This window comes from Caballeronia sp. SEWSISQ10-4 2 (assembly GCF_030464885.1).
In the GTDB taxonomy this organism is placed as follows: domain Bacteria; phylum Pseudomonadota; class Gammaproteobacteria; order Burkholderiales; family Burkholderiaceae; genus Caballeronia.
The window spans coordinates 1-18,972 of sequence record NZ_JALPRJ010000055.1 but is presented as its reverse complement, the minus strand read 5'-3'; the positions used below and the strand labels follow the sequence as shown (position 1 = coordinate 18,972).

Genomic DNA, 18,972 nt, shown 5'->3' with positions numbered 1-18,972 from the left:
ATGGACGTACTTGTCCTTGGCGCAGGCGTGATCGGCCTGACGACCGCCTATTACCTCAATGCGGGAGGCCATCGTGTGACAATTGTCGACCGCCATCCCGAAGTCGCTCTGGAAACAAGCTACGCGAACGGCGCGCAACTTTCGTATAGCTATGTTGCGCCGCTGGCCGGCCCAGGCATCCTGTCGAAGATCCCGGGTTGGTTGACGCGGGGCGACTCACCAATGCGTTTTCGTCCGTCACTGGACCCGGACCAGTGGCGCTGGTGTATGCAGTTTGTGCGGGCGTGCACGCGACAGCAAAATGGTCGGTCGACGCGACACTTGCTCGAATTGTCATTCCTGAGCCGCGCGCTGATGCACAAACTGGTCGACGACGAACCCTCGCTCGATTTCAACTATGTACGTTCCGGCAAGCTGGTCTTGCATCGTGACGCGAACGCATTTGCGTCGGCGGTCGGTCTTCTCGAATTCCAGCGCACACTCGGATGCGAGCAGCAGGCGCTCGATCACGAAGCGTGCGTTCAAATCGAACCCGCGCTCAAGGCTGTTCGCAACGAGATTGCCGGCGGCATATATACGGCTAGCGAAGACACTGCGGATTGCTATCGATTCTGCGTGAGCCTGGAGAAGGTACTGCGCGAGCGCGGCGTCGTTTTCGAGCTGGCGACCGGCGTCAGCGCGTTGAAGCATGCGCCGGGCGGACGTGTCGAAGCCTGGGCCGGCACACGCCGCCTGCCGGGTGAGCAGATTGTCGTAGCGTTGGGTTGCGCGAGCGCGAAGCTGCTGAAGACGGTCGGTGTCGCGGTGCCGGTGTATCCGCTGAAGGGCTACAGCCTGACGATTCCAGTCAGATCCCGTGGTATCGCACCGGTGATCAGCGTGACGGATTTCGCCCGCAAGGTCGTGTACGCCAGACTCGGTGAACGTATGCGTGTGGCAGGCATGGCCGACATCGCCGGCTACTCGCGCGCGCTCAACCGCCACCGGCTCGCGACATTGCGCCGTGAGGCGGAGGCGGTCTTCCCGGAGGCTGGCGACTATTCGGCTGCCGATGAATGGGCCGGACTGAGACCCGCGACGCCGAGCGGCATGCCGATTATTGGACCGACGCCCATTAGAAATCTGTGGTTGAACGTTGGCCAAGGTGCGCTCGGCTTCACGCTCGCGACCGGTTGCGCTCAACTGCTCGATGACTTGATCACCCAAAGGCCCACGGCAATCGATTGCACGATGTTCAGCTTGGGTGGACGCTCATGACGCGCGATATCGCAATGGCTGCGCGGCCGAAAGCGCGGATTGTGCTGATCGGCACGGGCGGCACGATTGCAGGCCGCGGCGCCTCGTCGATCAACACGTCGGCGTATGACTGCTCCGTGCTGCCTATCGACGACATTCTTGCGGATTTGCCGGTCGCGGCATCGATTGCCGACATCAGGACAGAGCAGCTATTTCAGTTCGGTTCGGAAAATTTCGGCAACGCGCAACTGCTGCAGTTGGGCAAGCGAATTTCATCGCTGCTGAAACGGGACAATGTTGACGGCATTGTCGTCACACACGGCACCGACACAATCGATGAGACGGCTTATTTCCTCCATCTGACGCTCAAGAGCACGAAGCCGGTAGTCGTGGTGGGCGCGATGCGTCCACCGTCCGCACTGAGTTCGGATGGACCGCTTAACCTCTACCACGCGATCGTCGTGGCGGCGAGTCAGGTTGCACACAGCAAGGGCACACTGGTCGTCGCGAACGATGAGATCCACACGGCGCGTGATGTCGTCAAGACGAATACGTTCAAGCAAGATGCGTTCAGGTCACCCTACGGCCCCTTGGGATTTATTGTCGAAGGCGAGCCGATCTTTTACCGGCTGCCGGCGCGTCGCCACACGATGGAAAGCGAATGGTCGATCGACGAGATCGACGAGGTGCCGGAGGTCGGTATCATCTATGCGCATGGAGGCATGAACGAAGCGATGGTGCGTGCCATGCTTGACTCAGGTGTGAAGGCGGTCATCTATGCCGCGACCGGCAACGGCAATGTGGCGACCTCAATAGTTGCCTCTCTGGTCGACGCGAGATTGCGCGGTATTCATGTTGTCCGCGGTTCACGGACAGGAGGGGGCGTGGTCATCCGCAATGCGGCTCAGCCCGATGATCGCTACGACTGGCTGGTAACGGACGATCAGGTTCCGCACAAGGCGCGCATCCTGATGATGCTGGCGCTCACTGGAGAAAATTGTGCCCGCAAGCTCCAGGATGCTTTTTTGAATTACTGACTTGGGCTCCTGTGCCCGACCTTGGCGGCGGGTCGTTGGCCCCGGGCGCCATGCGAGTCTTGTTGCGCCGCACGGTCCACCGTCGGCCGGACGGAGAATGTCTGCCGATCTGGACACGGGCGAGCGTTGTGAGCCGACCTCCGATGTTTGTGACAGGCCGAGGCCGTGTCAAAACTCAAAATCATTGCGGGTCATTCGACAGCGACGTCCAAATCGTTGAAAATCGTTCCTTAAATTTTCAACTTCCGGGGCGCGACTATCGAACAACCCCATTGCGTTATCGAGTCGGAGGCGCAGTTCCGCCTCTGTTAGCTAATACGTCAGATCTTAACCACACGATTCCTACATGACCACCATTCTCGAAAGCCTTCCCGTCCAGCAGCGCGTCGGAATCGCGTTCTCCGGCGGGCTCGATACCAGTGCCGCGCTGCATTGGATGCGCCTCAAAGGTGCCGTACCGTTCGCGTACACCGCCAACCTGGGCCAGCCCGACGAAGATGATTACGATGAGATTCCCCGTCGAGCGATACAGTACGGCGCAGAAGGCGCGCGGTTGATTGACTGCCGGGCGCAGCTCGTCGCCGAGGGCATTGCGGCTTTGCAGTCTGGCGCGTTCCATATTTCAACCGCTGGCGTGACCTATTTCAATACGACGCCGATCGGCCGCGCCGTGACGGGAACCATGCTCGTCGCCGCGATGAAGCAGGATAGCGTCAATATCTGGGGCGACGGCAGCACGTATAAAGGCAACGACATCGAGCGGTTTTATCGTTATGGCCTCTTGGTGAACCCGGACCTCAAGATCTACAAGCCGTGGCTAGATCAGGCGTTCATCGACGAACTGGGTGGGCGCGCCGAGATGTCCGAATTCATGCGCAAGTCCGGATTCGACTACAAGATGTCAGCGGAGAAAGCTTACTCGACCGACTCCAATCTGCTGGGTGCGACGCACGAAGCCAAGGACCTCGAAAGCCTCGAAAGTGGCATGCAGATCGTCAATCCGATTATGGGCGTGGCGTTCTGGCGCGACGACGTGCAGATCGCTAAGGAACAGGTCACGGTGCGTTTCGTAGAGGGCAGGCCGACCGCACTGAACGGCGTGGAGTTCCCGGATGCGGTCGAGTTGATGCTGGAGGCAAACCGTATCGGCGGGCGCCACGGACTCGGAATGAGCGATCAGATCGAGAACCGGATCATCGAGGCGAAGAGTCGCGGGATCTACGAGGCGCCGGGGCTTGCGCTGCTGCACATTGCGTACGAGCGGCTCGTGACGGGCACCCACAACGAGGACACGATCGAGCAGTACCGTGATAGCGGCCGCCGTCTCGGCCGCTTGCTGTACCAGGGCCGCTGGTTCGATCCGCAGGCGATCATGCTTCGCGAAACCGCCCAGCGTTGGGTTGCCCGTGCAATCACCGGTGAAGTGACCATTGAACTTCGGCGCGGGAATGACTATTCGATCATGAGCACGAAGTCGCCGAACCTGACCTATCAGCCGGAACGGTTGTCGATGGAAAAAGTTGCGTCGACGTTCTCGCCGCGCGACCGGATCGGGCAGTTGACCATGCGCAACCTGGACATCAACGATACGCGCGAAAAGCTCCGTGTCTACGCCCAGGTCGGCCTGCTGACGCCTGGCGAAACCTCGGCTCTACCGCATCTGAAAGAAGACGCCGAATAGGACCGGGGACACTGATAGGAGCGCACCTTACGCAGATGTTCGTCTGACACCTGGATCCGGCTCAAGTGATCGCCATCGGGCACGTGCCGGCCAAAAGGCGACATCTGATTGTGGAAGTAGAATCGGCTTCCTCATTCGAGAGCCGTCCCGTTCAGCGAGGCGAAACAGTGAAGGTAACGATCGCGTACATCGAAGAACCCCCTTTCGGCTGGAAGGAACCGGATCGGGGCGCGATTGGTGCTGACATCGATCTGGCCGACGCAGTCCTTCGGACGATCGGTGTCAGCCGGATCGAGCATCACCTGACCACTTTTAGCGAACTGCTTCCCGGCGTTGAAGCCGGCCGATGGGACATGAATGTTCCGCTCTTCGTTACGCCCGAACGGGCCGATAAGGTGGCGTTCAGCCTGCCCGTATGGGCGATCGGAGATGGGTTCCTGGTTCGGACAGGAAACCCGAAACGGCTCAACAGCTATGCGGCACTAGCCGAACGAGACGATGCGCGCCTCGGCATAATTGCCGGACAGGTACAACATGAGACGGCGATGGCATCGGGGGTAAGCAAAGAGCAGATCGTCATCTTCGAGCAGCAGGCCGACGCAATCGAAGCGGTCCAGTCGGGTGAGATCGATGCGTATGCGAGCACTGCCGTGGGAAATCGCATACTTGCGAACCGTGTCGGCGGTTCAGTGCTTGAGGCGGTCGAGCACGAGCAAGGACAGAGTGGCATGCAGCATCTTCCACTTGGAGCATTCTCGTTCAACAGGAGAAGTTCCGATTTGCTCAACGCGGTGAACAAGCAGCTTCGTTTATACCTGGGCTCCCCGAACCACCGCGCTCGCATGGCGAGTTTCGGACTTACCCATAAGGAAATCGATCCCGCGCTTAATCCGTTGAATAGATCAGGCCACGTTGACGTGTGATCGATGTCATATGTCAACTTCCGGGACCGGCCACTTTCGGACGTTCGGAACGACGGGCTAAACCGTCGACAATCTGCCCTGTCCGGCAAGCGATTTTTAGCTTTTTGCCTGGTTCGCTATTTAAAGTCTTTTGGAATCAGCTCGCAGATCCCACGTTTCCTGATTCAGTGCATGAGTCGCTTCGGCGCTTGGTGCAGCTACGCTCCTCGCACTTACGTGTGAGCTGTGCACTCGAGTTCAATGACTAACTCAGGGCGCGGGAGTGCCCCAACAATGACGGTTGAGCGAGCTGGTGGATTCGACGGAAACGCGTTCCGCCAGACCTCGTTCATAGCCGCGAAATCCGTCTGGCGCGTGAGAAACACCGTACATTTGTCGATGCTGGACATGGTTGCTCCAGCGGCCTCGACAATGGCCTGAACTTTTTTGAGGGCTAGTTCGGTTTGAGGACGGATATCGGGTCCTGCCTCGCCAGCAACCTGGCCGGAGATATAGATGATGTTACCTACGCGCACACCTGGCGAGTATGGGGTAGCCCCTGCAGCGGCCCCGGCAGGCAAGACGACCTCCCGCTTGGTAAGGGGACTTTCTGGCACGGCGCAACCAGCAAGGAGGAATCCTGCTGAGCACATGAGCACGGCCAGCCGCGCACCAACGTTGGACATGATCGCGCTCCTAGTTTCGAGAATGTGGGCGGGCGGAACGCTAAGCGGGTCCTTCTCGGGAAATTGCTTAACGCGCTTCAGTACATCCTTGTTCAGAACGACAGCGACATGCGCGACCAGCGTGGCAACGTAAGCGCACAGAGCAAGAGGACTTCCGGCGACCGACGGGATGGATTTAAACGCATTCGACGGAATTGGCCACATAAAGGTGCTCTCCTTACAAGAGACCTGCCGACGCTCCCCGAACCCGTCCTACATTCCACTACGTTAGAAAAACTGGCAGAGTGGTTCCCATCAGGATCGTTACGCCTGCCACGCGCGAAAGCGCTGACCATCTATCCAGCCTAGCTCATGGATGTATGCTTCGTCGGCCATAGTCATAGCCGTGGACGCCGGAATTTGACCGATGACGCGCGCTTTTTCTCGTCGGTGCGTTTCCCAGCTTTCCTCAGTTGCGAGGTTTGACGCGGTGTTATGCTGCGAAATTAGTCCGTTCGGACTACTCTCTGAACAAGCTCTATTTCCAACTCGTTCAGCGGGCTGACCATGCCGTCAAAGTTCGTCAGCCGGACCGAAGTAGTCGAACTGAGACGGTCAAAGTTGCTTTGCGTGGTTGCGCAGCAGCGATAGTTCCGGGGATGGAATGATAGGCGAGAGCCCTATCCGATAAGCCCTCTGCTCGCTGCTATAGCAAATCTGTAGCACGCAAAAATCTCCCAAAGCATCAGCGAACTATTACTCCGGCCCGGCGTTGCGCACGCTCATTCGGCGACAACCGGCCAATTGCGGACGTTCGACCTCATGGCGTAGATCGAAGACAATAACGCCTTCACATTAGCAAAGGAAAGTGCCGTCATGACATTAGAGCGGCAACTTGCAACGCTTTCGGATTGCGGCATCAACCTTGACAGCGGCATTACGATCGAAGATATGCTCTATTCATTCTCACGCGAGGAATACGAGAAGCGACCCTTCGATTTAGTGCTTTTTGTGCTCGGGATCGAGGTGGAGCGTGAGCCGTGGAACCGTCCATTTTGTTCGCGGGTGTGGAACTTCGACCTGGAGTGCATTACTTCAACGGGCGACTACACGCGGATCGTAAAACGATTGTGCCAGGTTACCGGGATGTCTGACGGCCTGAACGATGTTAGAGATTTTGTTGATGTACAACGCGCCAAAGCTTGGTTGAAGTATCGGATCGGGGACGTCGAGCGCGATTTTTCGGCGGAGGTAACGGGTACTTGGGCGGATCCGCTGACCGTTTCTCATGTCATGCGCGATATTCAACAGCTTGACGGGCGCCGATTTTATTCCAAAGACAACGGACAGGCGATGGTACTTTATTACCTCGATCCCGATGCTGCGGCAACGCTCAATCGTCTGGCACCTGGCGCACTGCAGCCAGCTGCTTGACGATGTTTGAAGACGAAATCACGTTGTAGAGACTCGCTCAGATGAGAGGAAACCTTGGTTACCTGCATGACGTTTGGTTATGTCCAGACGAGCTCGGCAACTCACTGCCAGCATGCATCCCACATGGGCCGGACGGGGACGCCGCGCGTGCTCTTAACGAGCCGGGTAGCGAATGGATCTGGACATTCTGGGCGCGCTCCCATGCTGAGACTATGGCCCTCTACTACGAATTCGTTGCCTACGGAAAATACGTCGTTAAGAGCGGTGTCGAGCATCAGCCCTATTCACGTGCTGCGTGCGAGCGCCAGTTGGCGCATTCGAGGTGCAAGTAGTTTCGCGTTTTTGCGGTCGAACGAAACAGTCAAAAAGCCGCTTTGGAGGCATCGGAACGTCCCTTCAGGGTCGCTATGCGAAGCTTTACATAGCGACCCTATGCGCAGATCGAAACTATGTGCAGATCGTGCAAGGGTACGTGGTGGATTCAGCACCGGCGCGGCTGCTGGCGAGGTCGGTCAGCGTAGATCTGGACATAGTTTCTGCTGCGAAGTGAGGGGGTCGCTTGGGCTCTGCCATGATGGCACGACGAACAATTACCGCTACGTCGAGACTGACCTTGCAATGAAAGAGAGAGCACTTGCACAACCAGAACCGCCTGATAGGCCAACATCGCCATGCGTAGCACGAGTCCCCGGACACACTCCCGGCAGCACTGCAGACGCGATAACTATGTGAAGAAGGTCTCAGCCCGAATCCCCACCGAATCGAGGGCGGCACCGTCAATCTCGTGGCACGTGCACATAGTTGCGATCTGCGCATAGGGGTCGTCAAGCGTCTGTCGCCTTCTCGGAACGATCGAGCATCCGTGCACATGTCGGGTGCCAACTGCGCCGCGGCGCACTACGCCTGGTGTCAGGCTTATTGCGGCCAATTGACGGCCAGCGCACGAGAGCCGGCGCGGCGATCGTTTGAATTCGGGGCTTTCCTGGCAATCCAGAAAAATCCGCTCTCTCGAGTCTGGTTAACCGCGCGCCAATCCAGCTAATTCCGTTTCCCTGCGCTGCGACCAGGCACTAAACGATAAAAGGAAACTCCGCTTCAGGCAGCGGATCGCCAGACTTGAGCCGGCCCATTAACTCGGGATAGGGCGGCGAAGTCTCCCCGCCACGGTCCACATAATGCGCACCATCGCCGAGCCATCGGAACGACACCACCCGCCGCGATTGCTGGCTGGCGAGATTCCCCGGCGCTCCGTGCACCGTATGAAAGTTAAACGCGATGGCATCGCCCGGCTCCAGATCCCAGCCGAGAATCCGATAGTCATCCCGGTTCGCATCGATATCCGGCAACTCTTCGAGCCGATCCGATTTATGGTCATACGCCACGCCGCTGAACTTGCGCGGACGGAACAGCTTCCCCCACTTATGCGACCCGGCCACGAACTCGACGCAAGTTTCGCGAGGCACCGGATCAAGCGGAATCCATAGGCTGACGGCCTGCTCGGCGCTGACGCAGTAATAGGGTTCATCGTGATGCCACGGCGTAAGCTTCGCCGCGCCAGCCTCCTTGACCAGCACATGCTCATGAAAAATACGCGCACGCTGCGAGCCCATCAAAGCCTGCGCAACCGACGCAGCCGCACTGTGTTCGACGAAATCCCTGAACGGTTCAATACGCTGCCAGTTGCAGTAATCGCCGAAGAAGCGTCCCGTCGTTTTCTCGGGCGTGTAGTTCCTGAACGACGGTCCCGGGTGAGTGGCGTTGTACTCCACGCCTTCGCGCAACAGTTCGATCCAGTCCTTGAACACCCCGCGCAAGACGGCGGCGCCGTCACGCTCAAACGCTTCCCGTTCCGTGGCCAGCATGCTGCTCTCCTTTGACGATTGATCAAGCAACACTGCACGTTTGGTCTTGTCGAAACGCGTGTCGCTGCTAGCGAAGGAACAGGGTTCCCTCGAAGTATTCAGCTTCCAGGCAGCGCTGCCGCCGCGCTGCGCCCGCGAAGCCAGTTAATGCTGCTGAACAGCGCCACCGCAAACAGGATCAGCATGGTGGCTACAGCGAGAATCGATGGATCGATGGAATCGCGAATGCCGCTCCACATCTGGCGTGGCACGGTCCGCTGATCCGGGCCGCCGATAAAAAGAATCACGATGACTTCATCGAACGAGGTGGCGAACGCAAAGACGCTGCCGGTCGCCACGGCCGGCGTGATCAACGGCAACGTCACGCGGCGAAAAGCAATCCACGGCGTAGCCCCTAATCCGGACGCGGCGCGAATGAGGCTCTGGTCAAAAGAAAGCAGGGACGCCGTGACGGTGATCACCACGAACGGCGTGCCCAGCGCCGCGTGCGCGAGCACCACGCCGACATAGGAATTCACCAGCCCCAGCGGCGCGAAGACCAGATAAAAGCCAGCCGCAACGACGACGATAGGGATGATCATCGGCGAGATGAGCAGCGGCATGATGACTGCGCGAAACGGAAAGTTCGACCGGCTTAAGCCCAGTGCCGCGAGTGTGCCGAGGCAAGTGGCAAGCAGCGTGGAAGCCGCACCAATGCCGATGCTGTTGACGAACGCACGTTGCCAGTCGCCGCTGCCCAGGGCCTTCGTATACCAATGCAGCGAGAAGCCTTGCATCGGATATGAGAAGTACGAGCCGCTATTGAACGACAGCGGCACGATCGCAAGAATAGGCGCGATCAGGAAGAACAGGATGAGCGCGGAATGCACGCGCAGCCACTTCGACGCAATGCGTTCGGAGAGCACGAGATGGCGCTGGCTTTTCATGAGTGTTTCCCCCTCTAGCCGAAGCGCAACCGGTCGATGCCGACAAGCCGGTTGAACACGAAATAGAACACGGCCGTAAAGATCACGAGATACGCCGACAACGCGCCGGCCAGCCCCCAGTTGAGTTGTTCGTTGGTCTGCGCTGCGATCAACTGGCTGATCATTTCATCGCCGGCGCCGCCCAGCAAGGCAGGCGTGATGTAGTAGCCGAGCGCGAGCACGAAGACGAGGAAGCAGCCCGCGCCGACACCCGGCATGGTCTGCGGCATATAGATGCGAATAAACGCCGTGACCGGATGCGCACCAAGCGATTGCGCCGCGCGCATGTAGACCGGCGACACGCTCTTCATGACCGAATAGATCGCGAGGATCATGTAGGGCAGGAGAATATGCGTCATGCCGATCAACACGCCGGTACGGTTGAACAAGAGCGGCAACGGATGGCTGACGAGACCCATCCCCATGAGCAGACTGTTGATGACGCCGCTTGGTTGAAGCAGCACATACCACGCGGTCGTACGCACGAGCAGCGACGTCCAGAACGGCACGATCACCAGCAGCATCAGCCGGTTGCTTTTGGCCGGCGGCAGAGTGGCGAGCAAATACGCGAGCGGATAACCGAGCAAGAGACACAGCAGGGTGACCGTCGCACTGATCCACACAGTGCGGGCGAACGCGCTCAGGAACACCGAACTGTCAGCGGGCAGGAAGGCGAGTGAACCGTTAGGCGCAACGGTGGCATCGACGGCAGCCAGCAGGTAGTCGGGCGTAGGCGTTGCGGCGGAGCGCTTCATGATGCGCCAGATGTCATGCGTGCCCCAGCGCGGATCGAGTTCGATCAACGCAGGCTTCCACGCGGGCGGCGCCTCCTCCGGCAACTGCCGTGCGGTCCGCATCAGCAAGCTGCGAAACTCCGGCAGATAGAAGTTCAGCCGCCGCGCGACGGTCCCGAGTTGCCCTTCCAGCGACGCACGGCGCATATCGGCCGCGAGGATGGCGTAGGTGTGCTCGTCAGGCAAACCTTCGCCGTTCCACGCATTGAGCGCCGCCGATAACGCCGGCAGGTTCACCGGCACCTCGTGATTTTTGACGCTCCGTGAAAGCAGGATTGCGATCGGCGCAATGAAGGTGGCGAGCAGGAACAACAGCAGCGGCAGGGCGAGCAAGAGCGCCTGGGCCGAAGCCCGGCGGCGGGTCTTCTCGTACGCCGCGCGGCCGTCGAGACCGGCCGATGGTTCAGCCGGTTCCCGCAGATTGCTGGTCACTGTCACGGTCACGAGTCGCCTTACTGTGTCAGCCAGACCTGGAAGCGCTTGTTGATCTGGTCGGCGTTATCCGCCCAGAAGCTCGCGTTGATCTGCACGGCGCGCTTGAAGTTGGCGGGAGCGGTCGGCAAGTCGTTCAGGCGATCCTTCGCGATCAGCGGAATGGAGTCCTTGCGCGGCGGCGCGTAAGCGATGTACTTGGTCAGCTCTGCATAGCTTTTCGCCGTGGAGGACGCGGCAATGAACTTTGCTGCAGCGTCGGCGTTCTTCGCGCCCATCGGGATACCCCACCATTCGAAGTCGTAGACCTGGCCGTCCCACACCGACGCGAACGGCTTGTGGTCCGCATGCACAGCGTTGTCTATACGTCCGTTATAGGCCTGCGTCATGACCACTGCGCCGTCGGAGAGCAGTTGCGGCGGTTGCGCGCCGGCCTCCCACCAGACGATGCTCGACTTGATCGTGTCGAGTTTCTTGAACGCGCGGTCGACGCCGGCGGGCGTGCCGAGCACCTTGTAGACGTCGGCGGGTTTTACGCCGTCGGCGAGCAGCGCCCATTCAAGCGTCACCTTCGGCGACTTGCGCAAGCCGCGTTTGCCGGGGTATTTCTTCAGGTCGAAGAAGTCGTTGATCGTGGTCGGAGCAGCCTTGAGCTTGGTGGTGTCGTAGGCGTACACGGTCGACCACACCATGGCGGCTACCGCGCAATCCATGATCGAGCCGGGAATGAAGGCGCTGGTGTTGCCAAGCGATTTTTTGTCGATCTTGCGCAACAGACCTTCATCGCAACCGGTAATCGCGTCGTTGGATTCAAGGTCGATCAGGTCCCACGTCGGGTTCTTCGCTTGTTCCATCGCCGACAGCTTGGCGAGGCCGCCATCGTACGATTCGGTCGAGAAGCCGATGCCGGTCGCGGCCGTGAACGGCTCAAACCATGCCTTCTTCGCCGCGGCTTCATAAGCGCCGCCGAAGGTAACGACGGAGATGGTATCGGCTGCGTGCGCGGTCACGGAGAACAGGCTCGTCGCGGCAAGGGCGAGTCCGGCGATGCCCGTCAGACCGGTTCGAATAATAGTTGCTTTCATGTCAGTTGACTCCTGCGGTGAGAGACGGAGCAGGGCCGTAAGTCACGGCCGTTGCGAGGATCTTGCAGTCGTCGTGGCGCCATGCCACGGCGGTTGCACTGCCGAGAGACGGAAGATCGTGGTGCTGCGTATTCGGCACTTTGACAATGAGGTTGTCGCCATGACCGAGTTTCAGGTGAACGCGGTGGTGATCGCCGCAATACACGAGTTCTTCCACGCGCGCGGCCACCACGTTGGTGTCCGCAGCGCTTGGCGCACCGTCAGGGGACGCTATATGCGCGCGCTCGGGGCGCAGCGCCAGCATCGCTTCCTCGCCGGTCCGGAGGCCGCGTCCGCAGCGTCCGCGAATGACCGCGCCATCGGGCAGTTCCAGCATCGCCCAGCTTGTATCCTGTTCGAGCACACGGCCCGTCAAGCCGTTGTTCTCGCCAACAAAATTCGCCACGAACGCGTTGTGCGCGTTCTCATAGAGTTCGGTGGGTGTCGCTGCCTGCTGGATGCGGCCATCGGAGAAAACAGCCACGCGATCCGACATGGTCAATGCTTCCGCCTGGTCATGCGTCACATAAACCACGGTCAACCCCAGCTCGCGATGCAGCCGCATGATTTCGTATTGCATCGTTTCGCGCAGCCGCTTGTCGAGCGCGCCGAGCGGTTCATCCATCAGCACCACGCTAGGCTCGAACACCAGTGCGCGGGCGAGGGCGACGCGCTGCTGCTGACCGCCTGACAACTGCGATGGCCGGCGGGAAGCCAGTTGCGGCAACTCGACCATCTCGAGCGCGCGCTTCACGCGCGCCTTTTGTTCTGCCTTGCCGATGCCCCGCACCGACAACGGAAACGCGACGTTCTGCTCGATCGTCAGATGCGGAAACAGCGCGTAGTTCTGAAACACCATGCCGATATCGCGTTGATGCGGTGGTTTATCGTCGAGACGTTTTCCGTTCAGGCGGATCTCTCCCTGCGTCGCGGATTCGAAACCGGCGAGCATCATCAGCGTCGTGGTTTTCCCCGAGCCGGACGGTCCAAGCAACGAGACGAATTCGCCTTTCGCCACCTCGAGGTCGAGCCCTTCCACGACGTAGTGAACGCCGTCATACGTCTTGCTCACGCCCGCGAAGGAGATGAAGGACTGGGTTGACATCGTGTCGTGCCCTGGTGAATGGGGTGGTCAGGCAAGCTGCTGCGCGAGGTAACGAGCGAAGTCATAGTTCGGCCGTTCGAGATGACTGAGATGGCCCGGTTTCGCAAGCGGCGCCTGCACGCCGCGGAACACGGCCTGCACCCCGCGCCGGTCTTCCTCGTTGACCGCGTCCAGCAATTCTTTAAGCGACGCCATATATTGAGCAGCCCTCGGATCGGCGATGAACTCGGGCGCCAGTCCACCGCCGAAGCGGATATGAACTCGACCGGTGCCCACCGGTTGCAGCACGAGATACCAGAAGTAACCCGGCGTCAGCGTGACAAGATGGGTCGGATAGATCGCGAGCAGGGCGGTGGTCTTGCGCCAGTGGCCTTGCAGGCGCTGGTTGTCCGGATGCGCCTGGCCAATGGGCAGGGACGCTTCCTTGGTGATCCAGTGATAGTTGAACGCGTCGCTGCCGGGCGGGCATTCCATCTCGTCCAGCCGAGAATGCGGTCCCACGGTTGCCCGATGCAGCATGGGCAGGTGATAACTCTCCATGAAGTTTTCAGCGAGGATCTTCCAGTTCGTATCCCAGACGTGCTCTTCGTAGAAGGTTTCCTTGTAATCAGTCATGCCGTAGCTGGCGATCAGATCCGTGAGGCTCGCGAGCTTCTCGGCAACGGGAGGTGCATCGGCATCGAGCGTGATGTAGATCCAGCCTTGCCAGGTTTCGCATCGAACGGATGGCAACCGGTAGCTTTCCTTACAAAATCCGCTTTGCCGTTCCATCATCGGTGCGCCTTGAAGCGTGCCGTCCAGCGTGTAGTTCCATGCGTGATATGGACAGACGATTCGCCTGACGTTGCCGCGGCCTTCGAGCAGGACGGACATGCGGTGCAAACACACGTTGGAGAATGCCTTCAACTCCAGGTTCTCGTCGCGCAAGACGACGATCGGCTGGCCGTCGATGTCGGCAGTGAGGTAGTCGCCCGCTTCAGCCAGCGCGCTGGCACGGCCGGCGCAAAGCCACTCGCGATGAAAGATGTGTGTCTGTTCCAGCGCGAGGAAGTCGGGCGAGGTGTAGACGGCGGGCGGCATCGAGCGTGCGTCGCTGAACGGGCGTTCGCAGTTGGCCTGCAACTGACGGACGATTTCAATTCCAGCGCCGGACGCGTTCGTAGCTGCCATAGAGGATGCCGTTGACGAACCCATCGCGCCTCCCTGTCCCGTTCAGTGAATGCTGCAACCCTTTCTACGAGCTGCTCGCGGTATGGACATCAATCTATCAAGTCAAATTACCAGCCAAAATATTGTTTTTGCATGTAGAACCAAGCTTTTTCCTATCTAGCGCGATGTTTTCAAACACGCTTTCAGCCCACGCGTTCGCGCTTGATTTCCGCCTCGCAAAACGCTGCAAAATGCTGGACGACTTGCCGGGGTTTCATGCTTCTGGATTGCGCGATGCCAAGCGTGGTCGCGTTCACTTCGTCCCTGAACTGCTTGATCACGAAGTCCTCGCCGTCCACGGTGCGGTTTGATTTGAGCGGAAAGTTGAGAATGCTGTAGCCGAGGCCGTTCGCCACCATGCCGCGCACGACTTCGGGTTGCGACGACTTGAACGCTGCGATGGGCCGGCCACCGACCGCGTCGAAGAGTCCGGCGAAGTACTCGCGGCTGTGCGGCAGGTCCAGCATCACGTAGGGCTCGTCGCGCAGGTCCGCCAGCGCAACGGTGCGCGCGCGTGCAAGCCTGTGGGTTTTCGGAAGGATCACATAAGGCGGCAGCGTGAGCAACGGCGTGAACGCGATGTCATCGGTCAGATCGAGGTTGTAGGTCAGCGCTATATCTAGCGAACCATCGTGCAGGCCGCGCAGCAAATCCTCCTGATGCGCTTCGAGCGTACGGAAGGCAATGCCCGCGTGACCCGCGATAAAGCGGCTCATCATGGCGGGCATGAGCGGCGGCGCGAGAGAGACGAGGCAGCCGAGCGTGATGGCGCCGGACATGCCGCCGTCCATTTCCTTGGCCGCCGTCTGCAGGTCTTCGGCGTTCTTCAGCAGGTCGCGCGCGCGGCCGAGCATCTCGCGGCCAGCCTGAGTAAGGGATAACCCGCTGGCATGGTGGCGGATAAAAAGCTGGATGCCGAACGACACTTCCAGGTCCGCGAGCGCCGTCGAGATGGACGGCTGGGAGATATGCAGCAGCTTGGCCGCGGCAGTGAACGACAAGACTTCCGCCGTGACGACGAAATACCTCAACTGTCGTAGCGAATAGCGTAATTGCGCAGGTTCCATGATCCGCCCCGTGGTCTTCTATCGGTCTCATTGTGCGTGGACATAAATCGGCTTGCATAGGCAAAACCGATGATTTGCATTTTTGAAATATGTTTTTCAGATGCGTTGCCCGAGCGTAGATTTTGCGAAAGGCTAGCGGACACGCGAGGGGGACGACATGCAACGAGACAGCGGTTCAACGGAAAACACGGTGGAACTTGACGGCGCGGTGGAAACCCTGCGCACCGCGTTCCTGGATTCCATGGCATCGAACTCCACCTCGGTTCATGTGGTGACGACCGGCAGCGGCGACCAGCGTTTCGGCGTGACGGTCAGCGCCTGCAGTTCGGTGTGCGCGGACCCGCCCACCTTGCTGGTCTGCATCAATACACGCAGCCCGGCTAACGCAGCCGTCGCGGCGAACGGCGTGTTCGCGGTGAACCTGCTGAACGTGGCGCAGCGCGGTATTGCCGATACGTTCGCGGGCCGGTCGGCCACGGCCAAGCCCTTCGATTTTTCCTGCTGCACGAATACGCCCGGCACCCTCGGCGTGCCGCTCATCGACGGTGCGGTTGCCGCGATCGAATGCCGCGTGGTCGCGCAGCAAATCATCGGCACGCACACGGTGTTTTTCGGCGAAGTGGCGGCTATCACACGGGCGCCGGCGCAGCACATGCCCCTGCTTTATTGCAAACGCGACTACGGCCAGTTCCTGGCGTTTTAAACGACTCAGAACATGCGGGCGCTGCCGGCATGAACAATATTCCCAACGGACCGAGGCACAGTAAATGATCAGAACAGGCGAACAGTATCGCGATTCCATTCGCGATGGACGGCAGGTCTGGATCAACGGCGAACGCGTGAACGACGTGACCACGCACCCCATGTTCAAGCCTATCGTCGATATCCGTGCGCGCATCTATGACATGGCGCACGAGAAAGCGACGCAGGACGCGATGACCTACGTGGATACGCAAACCGGCGAGCGCAACGCCGTCGGCCTGAAGCTGCCGTACACGCAACAGGACTGGCACGACAAGCGGCTGGCGGTCGATACCGTGCTGGATGACGTTGGCGGTATTGCGACGCGGGTGGGTGATGAAACCATCGGCGAGATGTGGTCGCTGTATGACGGCAAGGACGTGCTGAATGAAGTCGATCCGCGTTTTGCCGAGAACATCGAGCGTCACATTCATCGGACGTTGCATGAAGATCCGTTCCACGTGTCGGCCAATACCGACCCGAAGGGCGATCGATCGAAACCGCCTCAGGAGCAGGACCCCGACATGCTGCTGCATGTGGTGAAAGAAACCGATGCGGGCATTGTGGTGCGTGGCGCGAAGTACGAGACGGCAGCGGCGTATGCGAACCAGGCGTTCGTCAAGCCGACTATCGCCAATTGGGGCGATGCGAAGCTCTCCGACTACGCGGTGGGTTTCATCGTCAACATGTCCGCGCCGGGGCTCAAGTTCATCTGTCGCACGGGCTTCGCTGGGCGGGCGAACGCGGAGGACTATCCGCTCTCCAACCGCTGCGATGAAATCGATACCTTGCTGATCTTCGACAACGTCCTGATCCCGTGGGAAGACGTGCTGTTCTATCAGCACACGAAGGCCGCCACGTTTATTCGCGCCACGCTGCATCGCTATAGCGCGTTCGCGTTCGTGCAGCGCAACCTGCGTCTGGCGGATTTGATGATCGGCACGGCGCTGTTCAATGCGCGTCAGACCGGCCTTGAAAAGCAGCAGGCCGTGCAGGAGAAGTTGTCCACGCTCGCTGTGTATCGCGAGACCATCAACGCGCATTTGACCGCGTCGATCGCATGCGGCGAGCGTAGTCCGGCAGGGCTGATGATGCCCAACCAGTCGCTGCTTTATACGGGTCGCGTGCAGGCCTGCTCGCGGCTTCACGAGATGATGCATCTTGCACGCGAGTTGTGCGGCGGCCAGATTTGCGTCACGCCAGACGCGGCATCGTTCGCCAATCCTGAGATCAGCGCCTGGCTTGACAAGTACTACACCGTCAATGAAAACTGGGTCTCGGATGACCGCCGCAAGCTGCTTGCCTTCGCCCACGACTTGCTGAATTCCGACTATGCCGGGCATCGGCTCACGTTCCAGTTGTTTGCTCAGTCGCCGCCGTTCGCGCATCTGGGCGCCGTATTCCGCAACTTCGATTTCGACAGCACGCTGGGCTATGTGAAGAAGGCTGCGAACCTGTCGGACCGTGTTGTTCAATCCAGCGCAGAGCCGCGGCTCAAGCGCGTTGTATGAGGTGTCCATGAGCCATACCCGCATCCGCAAATTCAATACCCGCGACACGTATCCTGAGCAGAAACTGGATAACGATCTGTGCCAGGCCGTGGTCGCGAACGGCACAGTGTACGTACGCGGCCAGATCGGGCAGGATCTGGATACGCGCGAATCGGTCGGTATCGGCGACGTCGCCGTGCAGACAGAAAAGGCCATGGCGAACATCGCGATGCTGCTCGGCGAAGCTGGCAGCAAGCTTGAGGATATCTGCAAGATCACGATTTATCTTGTCGATGTCCGTTATCGCGAGGCCGTTTATACGGTGGTGGGAAAGTGGCTGAAGGGCGTGTATCCGGTGTCCACTGGACTTGTGATTTCAGCGCTCGCGCGGCCCGAGTGGCTGGTCGAGATCGATGTGATTGCCGTGATTCCAAATAGTTGAGCGGAGCCTCCTCATGACATTTTCACTGGCTGGCCGATGCGAGCGCACGGGCATGGTCGGCGGGTTGGTATGCAGTTCGAGTATCGCGGTGCCTAGCCGTTGCCTGTGGGCCAGTCCGCACGGCGTGGTGCTGAGCCAGAACGTGACTGATCCACGGCTCGGCGTGCTTGGCCTGCAATTGCTCGCGCAGGGATTCGGCGCTGAGAGCACGTTGCGACAGTTGCAGGACGCACGGCCTTACGTCGAGTGGCGACAGCTTGCGGTACTCGATGCAGACGGTTCGCGGGCTGCGGCAACGGGTGCGAAAGGGCTTGGCGTTATCGCGACGAAGGCGGGGCGCGACTGCATCGCTGCGGGCAATCTGCTTGCGCACGACGGCATTCCGGCAGCTATGGTCGCAGCCTTTGAAGCGTCTCACGCGAGCTCGCTTCCAGAGCGATTGATCATTGCGCTGGAAGCCGGTGCGGCAGCAGGCGGCGAGGCAGGGCCGGTGCATTCGGCGGGTTTTTGCGTGTACGGGCGGGACGTCTGGCCGCTTGCGGAATTGCGTGTGGACTGGTCCGATGAACCCATCGCCGACTTGCGTGCGCTTTGGCAGCGCTACGAACCGCAGATGAACGACTATGCGACGCGCGCAAAGCACCCTGAGCAGGCGCCGTCGTATGGCGTACCCGGAGACCTTTAGCCCATGGTGGATCTGTTCGATGCCCTGGGGTGGTGCTTTCGGCGCACGTGGCCGGTCTATGCTGGCTGTTCTCTTTATCACTATTAGCCACTGTGCGTGGC

17 protein-coding genes are annotated in these 18,972 nt (G+C 59.8%); 9 read left to right on the top strand and 8 right to left on the bottom strand.

The features are described 5' to 3' along the window. The 4 genes from M0D69_RS30090 (at position 1) to M0D69_RS30075 (ending at position 4,877) form a co-directional block, all read left to right on the top strand. The gene (locus M0D69_RS30090) at positions 1 to 1,257 is read left to right on the top strand and encodes a D-amino acid dehydrogenase (protein WP_301785497.1); all 1,257 of its coding nucleotides are present in this window, start codon (positions 1 to 3) and stop codon (positions 1,255 to 1,257) included. Further along, complete coding sequence (locus tag M0D69_RS30085; RefSeq protein WP_301785496.1) at positions 1,254 to 2,273, top strand: asparaginase; 1,020 nt, start codon at positions 1,254 to 1,256, stop codon at positions 2,271 to 2,273. The genes M0D69_RS30090 and M0D69_RS30085 overlap by 4 nt, the downstream gene beginning before the upstream one ends. A 346-nt stretch (positions 2,274 to 2,619) precedes the next feature. Beyond that, the gene (gene argG / locus M0D69_RS30080; RefSeq protein ID WP_301785495.1) at positions 2,620 to 3,954 is read left to right on the top strand and encodes an argininosuccinate synthase; all 1,335 of its coding nucleotides are present in this window, start codon (positions 2,620 to 2,622) and stop codon (positions 3,952 to 3,954) included. Positions 3,955 to 4,121: 167 nt separating this feature from the next. Next, on the top strand, positions 4,122 to 4,877 hold the full coding sequence (locus M0D69_RS30075) for a transporter substrate-binding domain-containing protein (RefSeq protein WP_301785494.1): 756 nt from the start codon (positions 4,122 to 4,124) through the stop codon (positions 4,875 to 4,877). Positions 4,878 to 5,089: 212 nt separating this feature from the next. Here the strand turns inward: M0D69_RS30075 and M0D69_RS30070 are convergent, their stop codons facing one another. After that, a complete protein-coding gene (locus M0D69_RS30070; protein ID WP_301785493.1) occupies positions 5,090 to 5,746 on the bottom strand; it encodes a RidA family protein in 657 nt (218 codons plus the stop codon). 651 nt (positions 5,747 to 6,397) lie between these two features. Here M0D69_RS30070 and M0D69_RS30065 point away from each other — a divergent pair. Continuing rightward, positions 6,398 to 6,955: a hypothetical protein gene (locus tag M0D69_RS30065; protein WP_301785492.1), complete on the top strand. Its 558-nt coding sequence runs from the start codon at positions 6,398 to 6,400 to the stop codon at positions 6,953 to 6,955. A 1,070-nt stretch (positions 6,956 to 8,025) separates the two neighbouring features. On the opposite strand, the gene M0D69_RS30060 is transcribed toward M0D69_RS30065, so the two are convergent. The 7 genes from M0D69_RS30060 to M0D69_RS30030 form a co-directional block, all read right to left on the bottom strand. Continuing rightward, positions 8,026 to 8,817 (bottom strand): phytanoyl-CoA dioxygenase family protein, encoded by a 792-nt coding sequence (locus M0D69_RS30060; RefSeq protein WP_301785491.1) that lies wholly within the window; start codon positions 8,815 to 8,817, stop codon positions 8,026 to 8,028. Positions 8,818 to 8,915: 98 nt separating this feature from the next. After that, on the bottom strand, positions 8,916 to 9,743 hold the full coding sequence (locus M0D69_RS30055; protein ID WP_301785490.1) for an ABC transporter permease: 828 nt from the start codon (positions 9,741 to 9,743) through the stop codon (positions 8,916 to 8,918). Positions 9,744 to 9,757: 14 nt separating this feature from the next. Continuing rightward, a complete protein-coding gene (locus tag M0D69_RS30050) occupies positions 9,758 to 10,996 on the bottom strand; it encodes an ABC transporter permease (protein WP_301785531.1) in 1,239 nt (412 codons plus the stop codon). Positions 10,997 to 11,028: 32 nt separating this feature from the next. Then, complete coding sequence (locus M0D69_RS30045) at positions 11,029 to 12,093, bottom strand: ABC transporter substrate-binding protein (protein ID WP_301785489.1); 1,065 nt, start codon at positions 12,091 to 12,093, stop codon at positions 11,029 to 11,031. A gap of 1 nt (position 12,094) precedes the next feature. Next, positions 12,095 to 13,237, bottom strand: coding sequence for an ABC transporter ATP-binding protein (locus tag M0D69_RS30040; RefSeq protein ID WP_301785488.1), 1,143 nt, complete (start codon positions 13,235 to 13,237; stop codon positions 12,095 to 12,097). Between the two features lie 27 nt (positions 13,238 to 13,264). Continuing rightward, positions 13,265 to 14,407 (bottom strand): aromatic ring-hydroxylating dioxygenase subunit alpha, encoded by a 1,143-nt coding sequence (locus tag M0D69_RS30035; RefSeq protein WP_301785487.1) that lies wholly within the window; start codon positions 14,405 to 14,407, stop codon positions 13,265 to 13,267. 182 nt (positions 14,408 to 14,589) lie between these two features. Next, on the bottom strand, positions 14,590 to 15,513 hold the full coding sequence (locus M0D69_RS30030) for a LysR family transcriptional regulator (RefSeq protein ID WP_301785486.1): 924 nt from the start codon (positions 15,511 to 15,513) through the stop codon (positions 14,590 to 14,592). 157 nt (positions 15,514 to 15,670) lie between these two features. On the opposite strand from M0D69_RS30030, the gene M0D69_RS30025 reads away from it, so the two are divergent. The 4 genes from M0D69_RS30025 (at position 15,671) to M0D69_RS30010 (ending at position 18,871) form a co-directional block, all read left to right on the top strand. Next, positions 15,671 to 16,216 (top strand): flavin reductase family protein, encoded by a 546-nt coding sequence (locus tag M0D69_RS30025; RefSeq protein WP_301785485.1) that lies wholly within the window; start codon positions 15,671 to 15,673, stop codon positions 16,214 to 16,216. Positions 16,217 to 16,280: 64 nt separating this feature from the next. Beyond that, a complete protein-coding gene (locus tag M0D69_RS30020) occupies positions 16,281 to 17,765 on the top strand; it encodes a 4-hydroxyphenylacetate 3-hydroxylase family protein (RefSeq protein ID WP_301785484.1) in 1,485 nt (494 codons plus the stop codon). A gap of 7 nt (positions 17,766 to 17,772) precedes the next feature. Further along, positions 17,773 to 18,186, top strand: coding sequence for a RidA family protein (locus tag M0D69_RS30015; RefSeq protein ID WP_301785483.1), 414 nt, complete (start codon positions 17,773 to 17,775; stop codon positions 18,184 to 18,186). A 13-nt stretch (positions 18,187 to 18,199) separates the two neighbouring features. Continuing rightward, on the top strand, positions 18,200 to 18,871 hold the full coding sequence (locus M0D69_RS30010; protein WP_301785482.1) for a DUF1028 domain-containing protein: 672 nt from the start codon (positions 18,200 to 18,202) through the stop codon (positions 18,869 to 18,871). Positions 18,872 to 18,972: the final 101 nt, after the last annotated feature.

Excerpts from the sequence above, each read along its gene's own strand:
- M0D69_RS30090 (WP_301785497.1), top strand. The coding sequence starts at position 1 with ATGGACGTACTTGTCCTTGGCGCAGGCGTGATCGGCCTGACGACCGCC.
- M0D69_RS30085 (WP_301785496.1), top strand. The coding sequence starts at position 1,254 with ATGACGCGCGATATCGCAATGGCTGCGCGGCCGAAAGCGCGGATTGTG.
- argG (WP_301785495.1), top strand. The coding sequence starts at position 2,620 with ATGACCACCATTCTCGAAAGCCTTCCCGTCCAGCAGCGCGTCGGAATC.
- M0D69_RS30070 (WP_301785493.1), bottom strand. The coding sequence starts at position 5,746 with ATGTGGCCAATTCCGTCGAATGCGTTTAAATCCATCCCGTCGGTCGCC.
- M0D69_RS30065 (WP_301785492.1), top strand. The coding sequence starts at position 6,398 with ATGACATTAGAGCGGCAACTTGCAACGCTTTCGGATTGCGGCATCAAC.
- M0D69_RS30060 (WP_301785491.1), bottom strand. The coding sequence starts at position 8,817 with ATGCTGGCCACGGAACGGGAAGCGTTTGAGCGTGACGGCGCCGCCGTC.
- M0D69_RS30055 (WP_301785490.1), bottom strand. The coding sequence starts at position 9,743 with ATGAAAAGCCAGCGCCATCTCGTGCTCTCCGAACGCATTGCGTCGAAG.
- M0D69_RS30045 (WP_301785489.1), bottom strand. The coding sequence starts at position 12,093 with ATGAAAGCAACTATTATTCGAACCGGTCTGACGGGCATCGCCGGACTC.
- M0D69_RS30040 (WP_301785488.1), bottom strand. The coding sequence starts at position 13,237 with ATGTCAACCCAGTCCTTCATCTCCTTCGCGGGCGTGAGCAAGACGTAT.
- M0D69_RS30035 (WP_301785487.1), bottom strand. The coding sequence starts at position 14,407 with ATGGCAGCTACGAACGCGTCCGGCGCTGGAATTGAAATCGTCCGTCAG.
- M0D69_RS30030 (WP_301785486.1), bottom strand. The coding sequence starts at position 15,513 with ATGGAACCTGCGCAATTACGCTATTCGCTACGACAGTTGAGGTATTTC.
- M0D69_RS30025 (WP_301785485.1), top strand. The coding sequence starts at position 15,671 with ATGCAACGAGACAGCGGTTCAACGGAAAACACGGTGGAACTTGACGGC.
- M0D69_RS30020 (WP_301785484.1), top strand. The coding sequence starts at position 16,281 with ATGATCAGAACAGGCGAACAGTATCGCGATTCCATTCGCGATGGACGG.
- M0D69_RS30015 (WP_301785483.1), top strand. The coding sequence starts at position 17,773 with ATGAGCCATACCCGCATCCGCAAATTCAATACCCGCGACACGTATCCT.
- M0D69_RS30010 (WP_301785482.1), top strand. The coding sequence starts at position 18,200 with ATGACATTTTCACTGGCTGGCCGATGCGAGCGCACGGGCATGGTCGGC.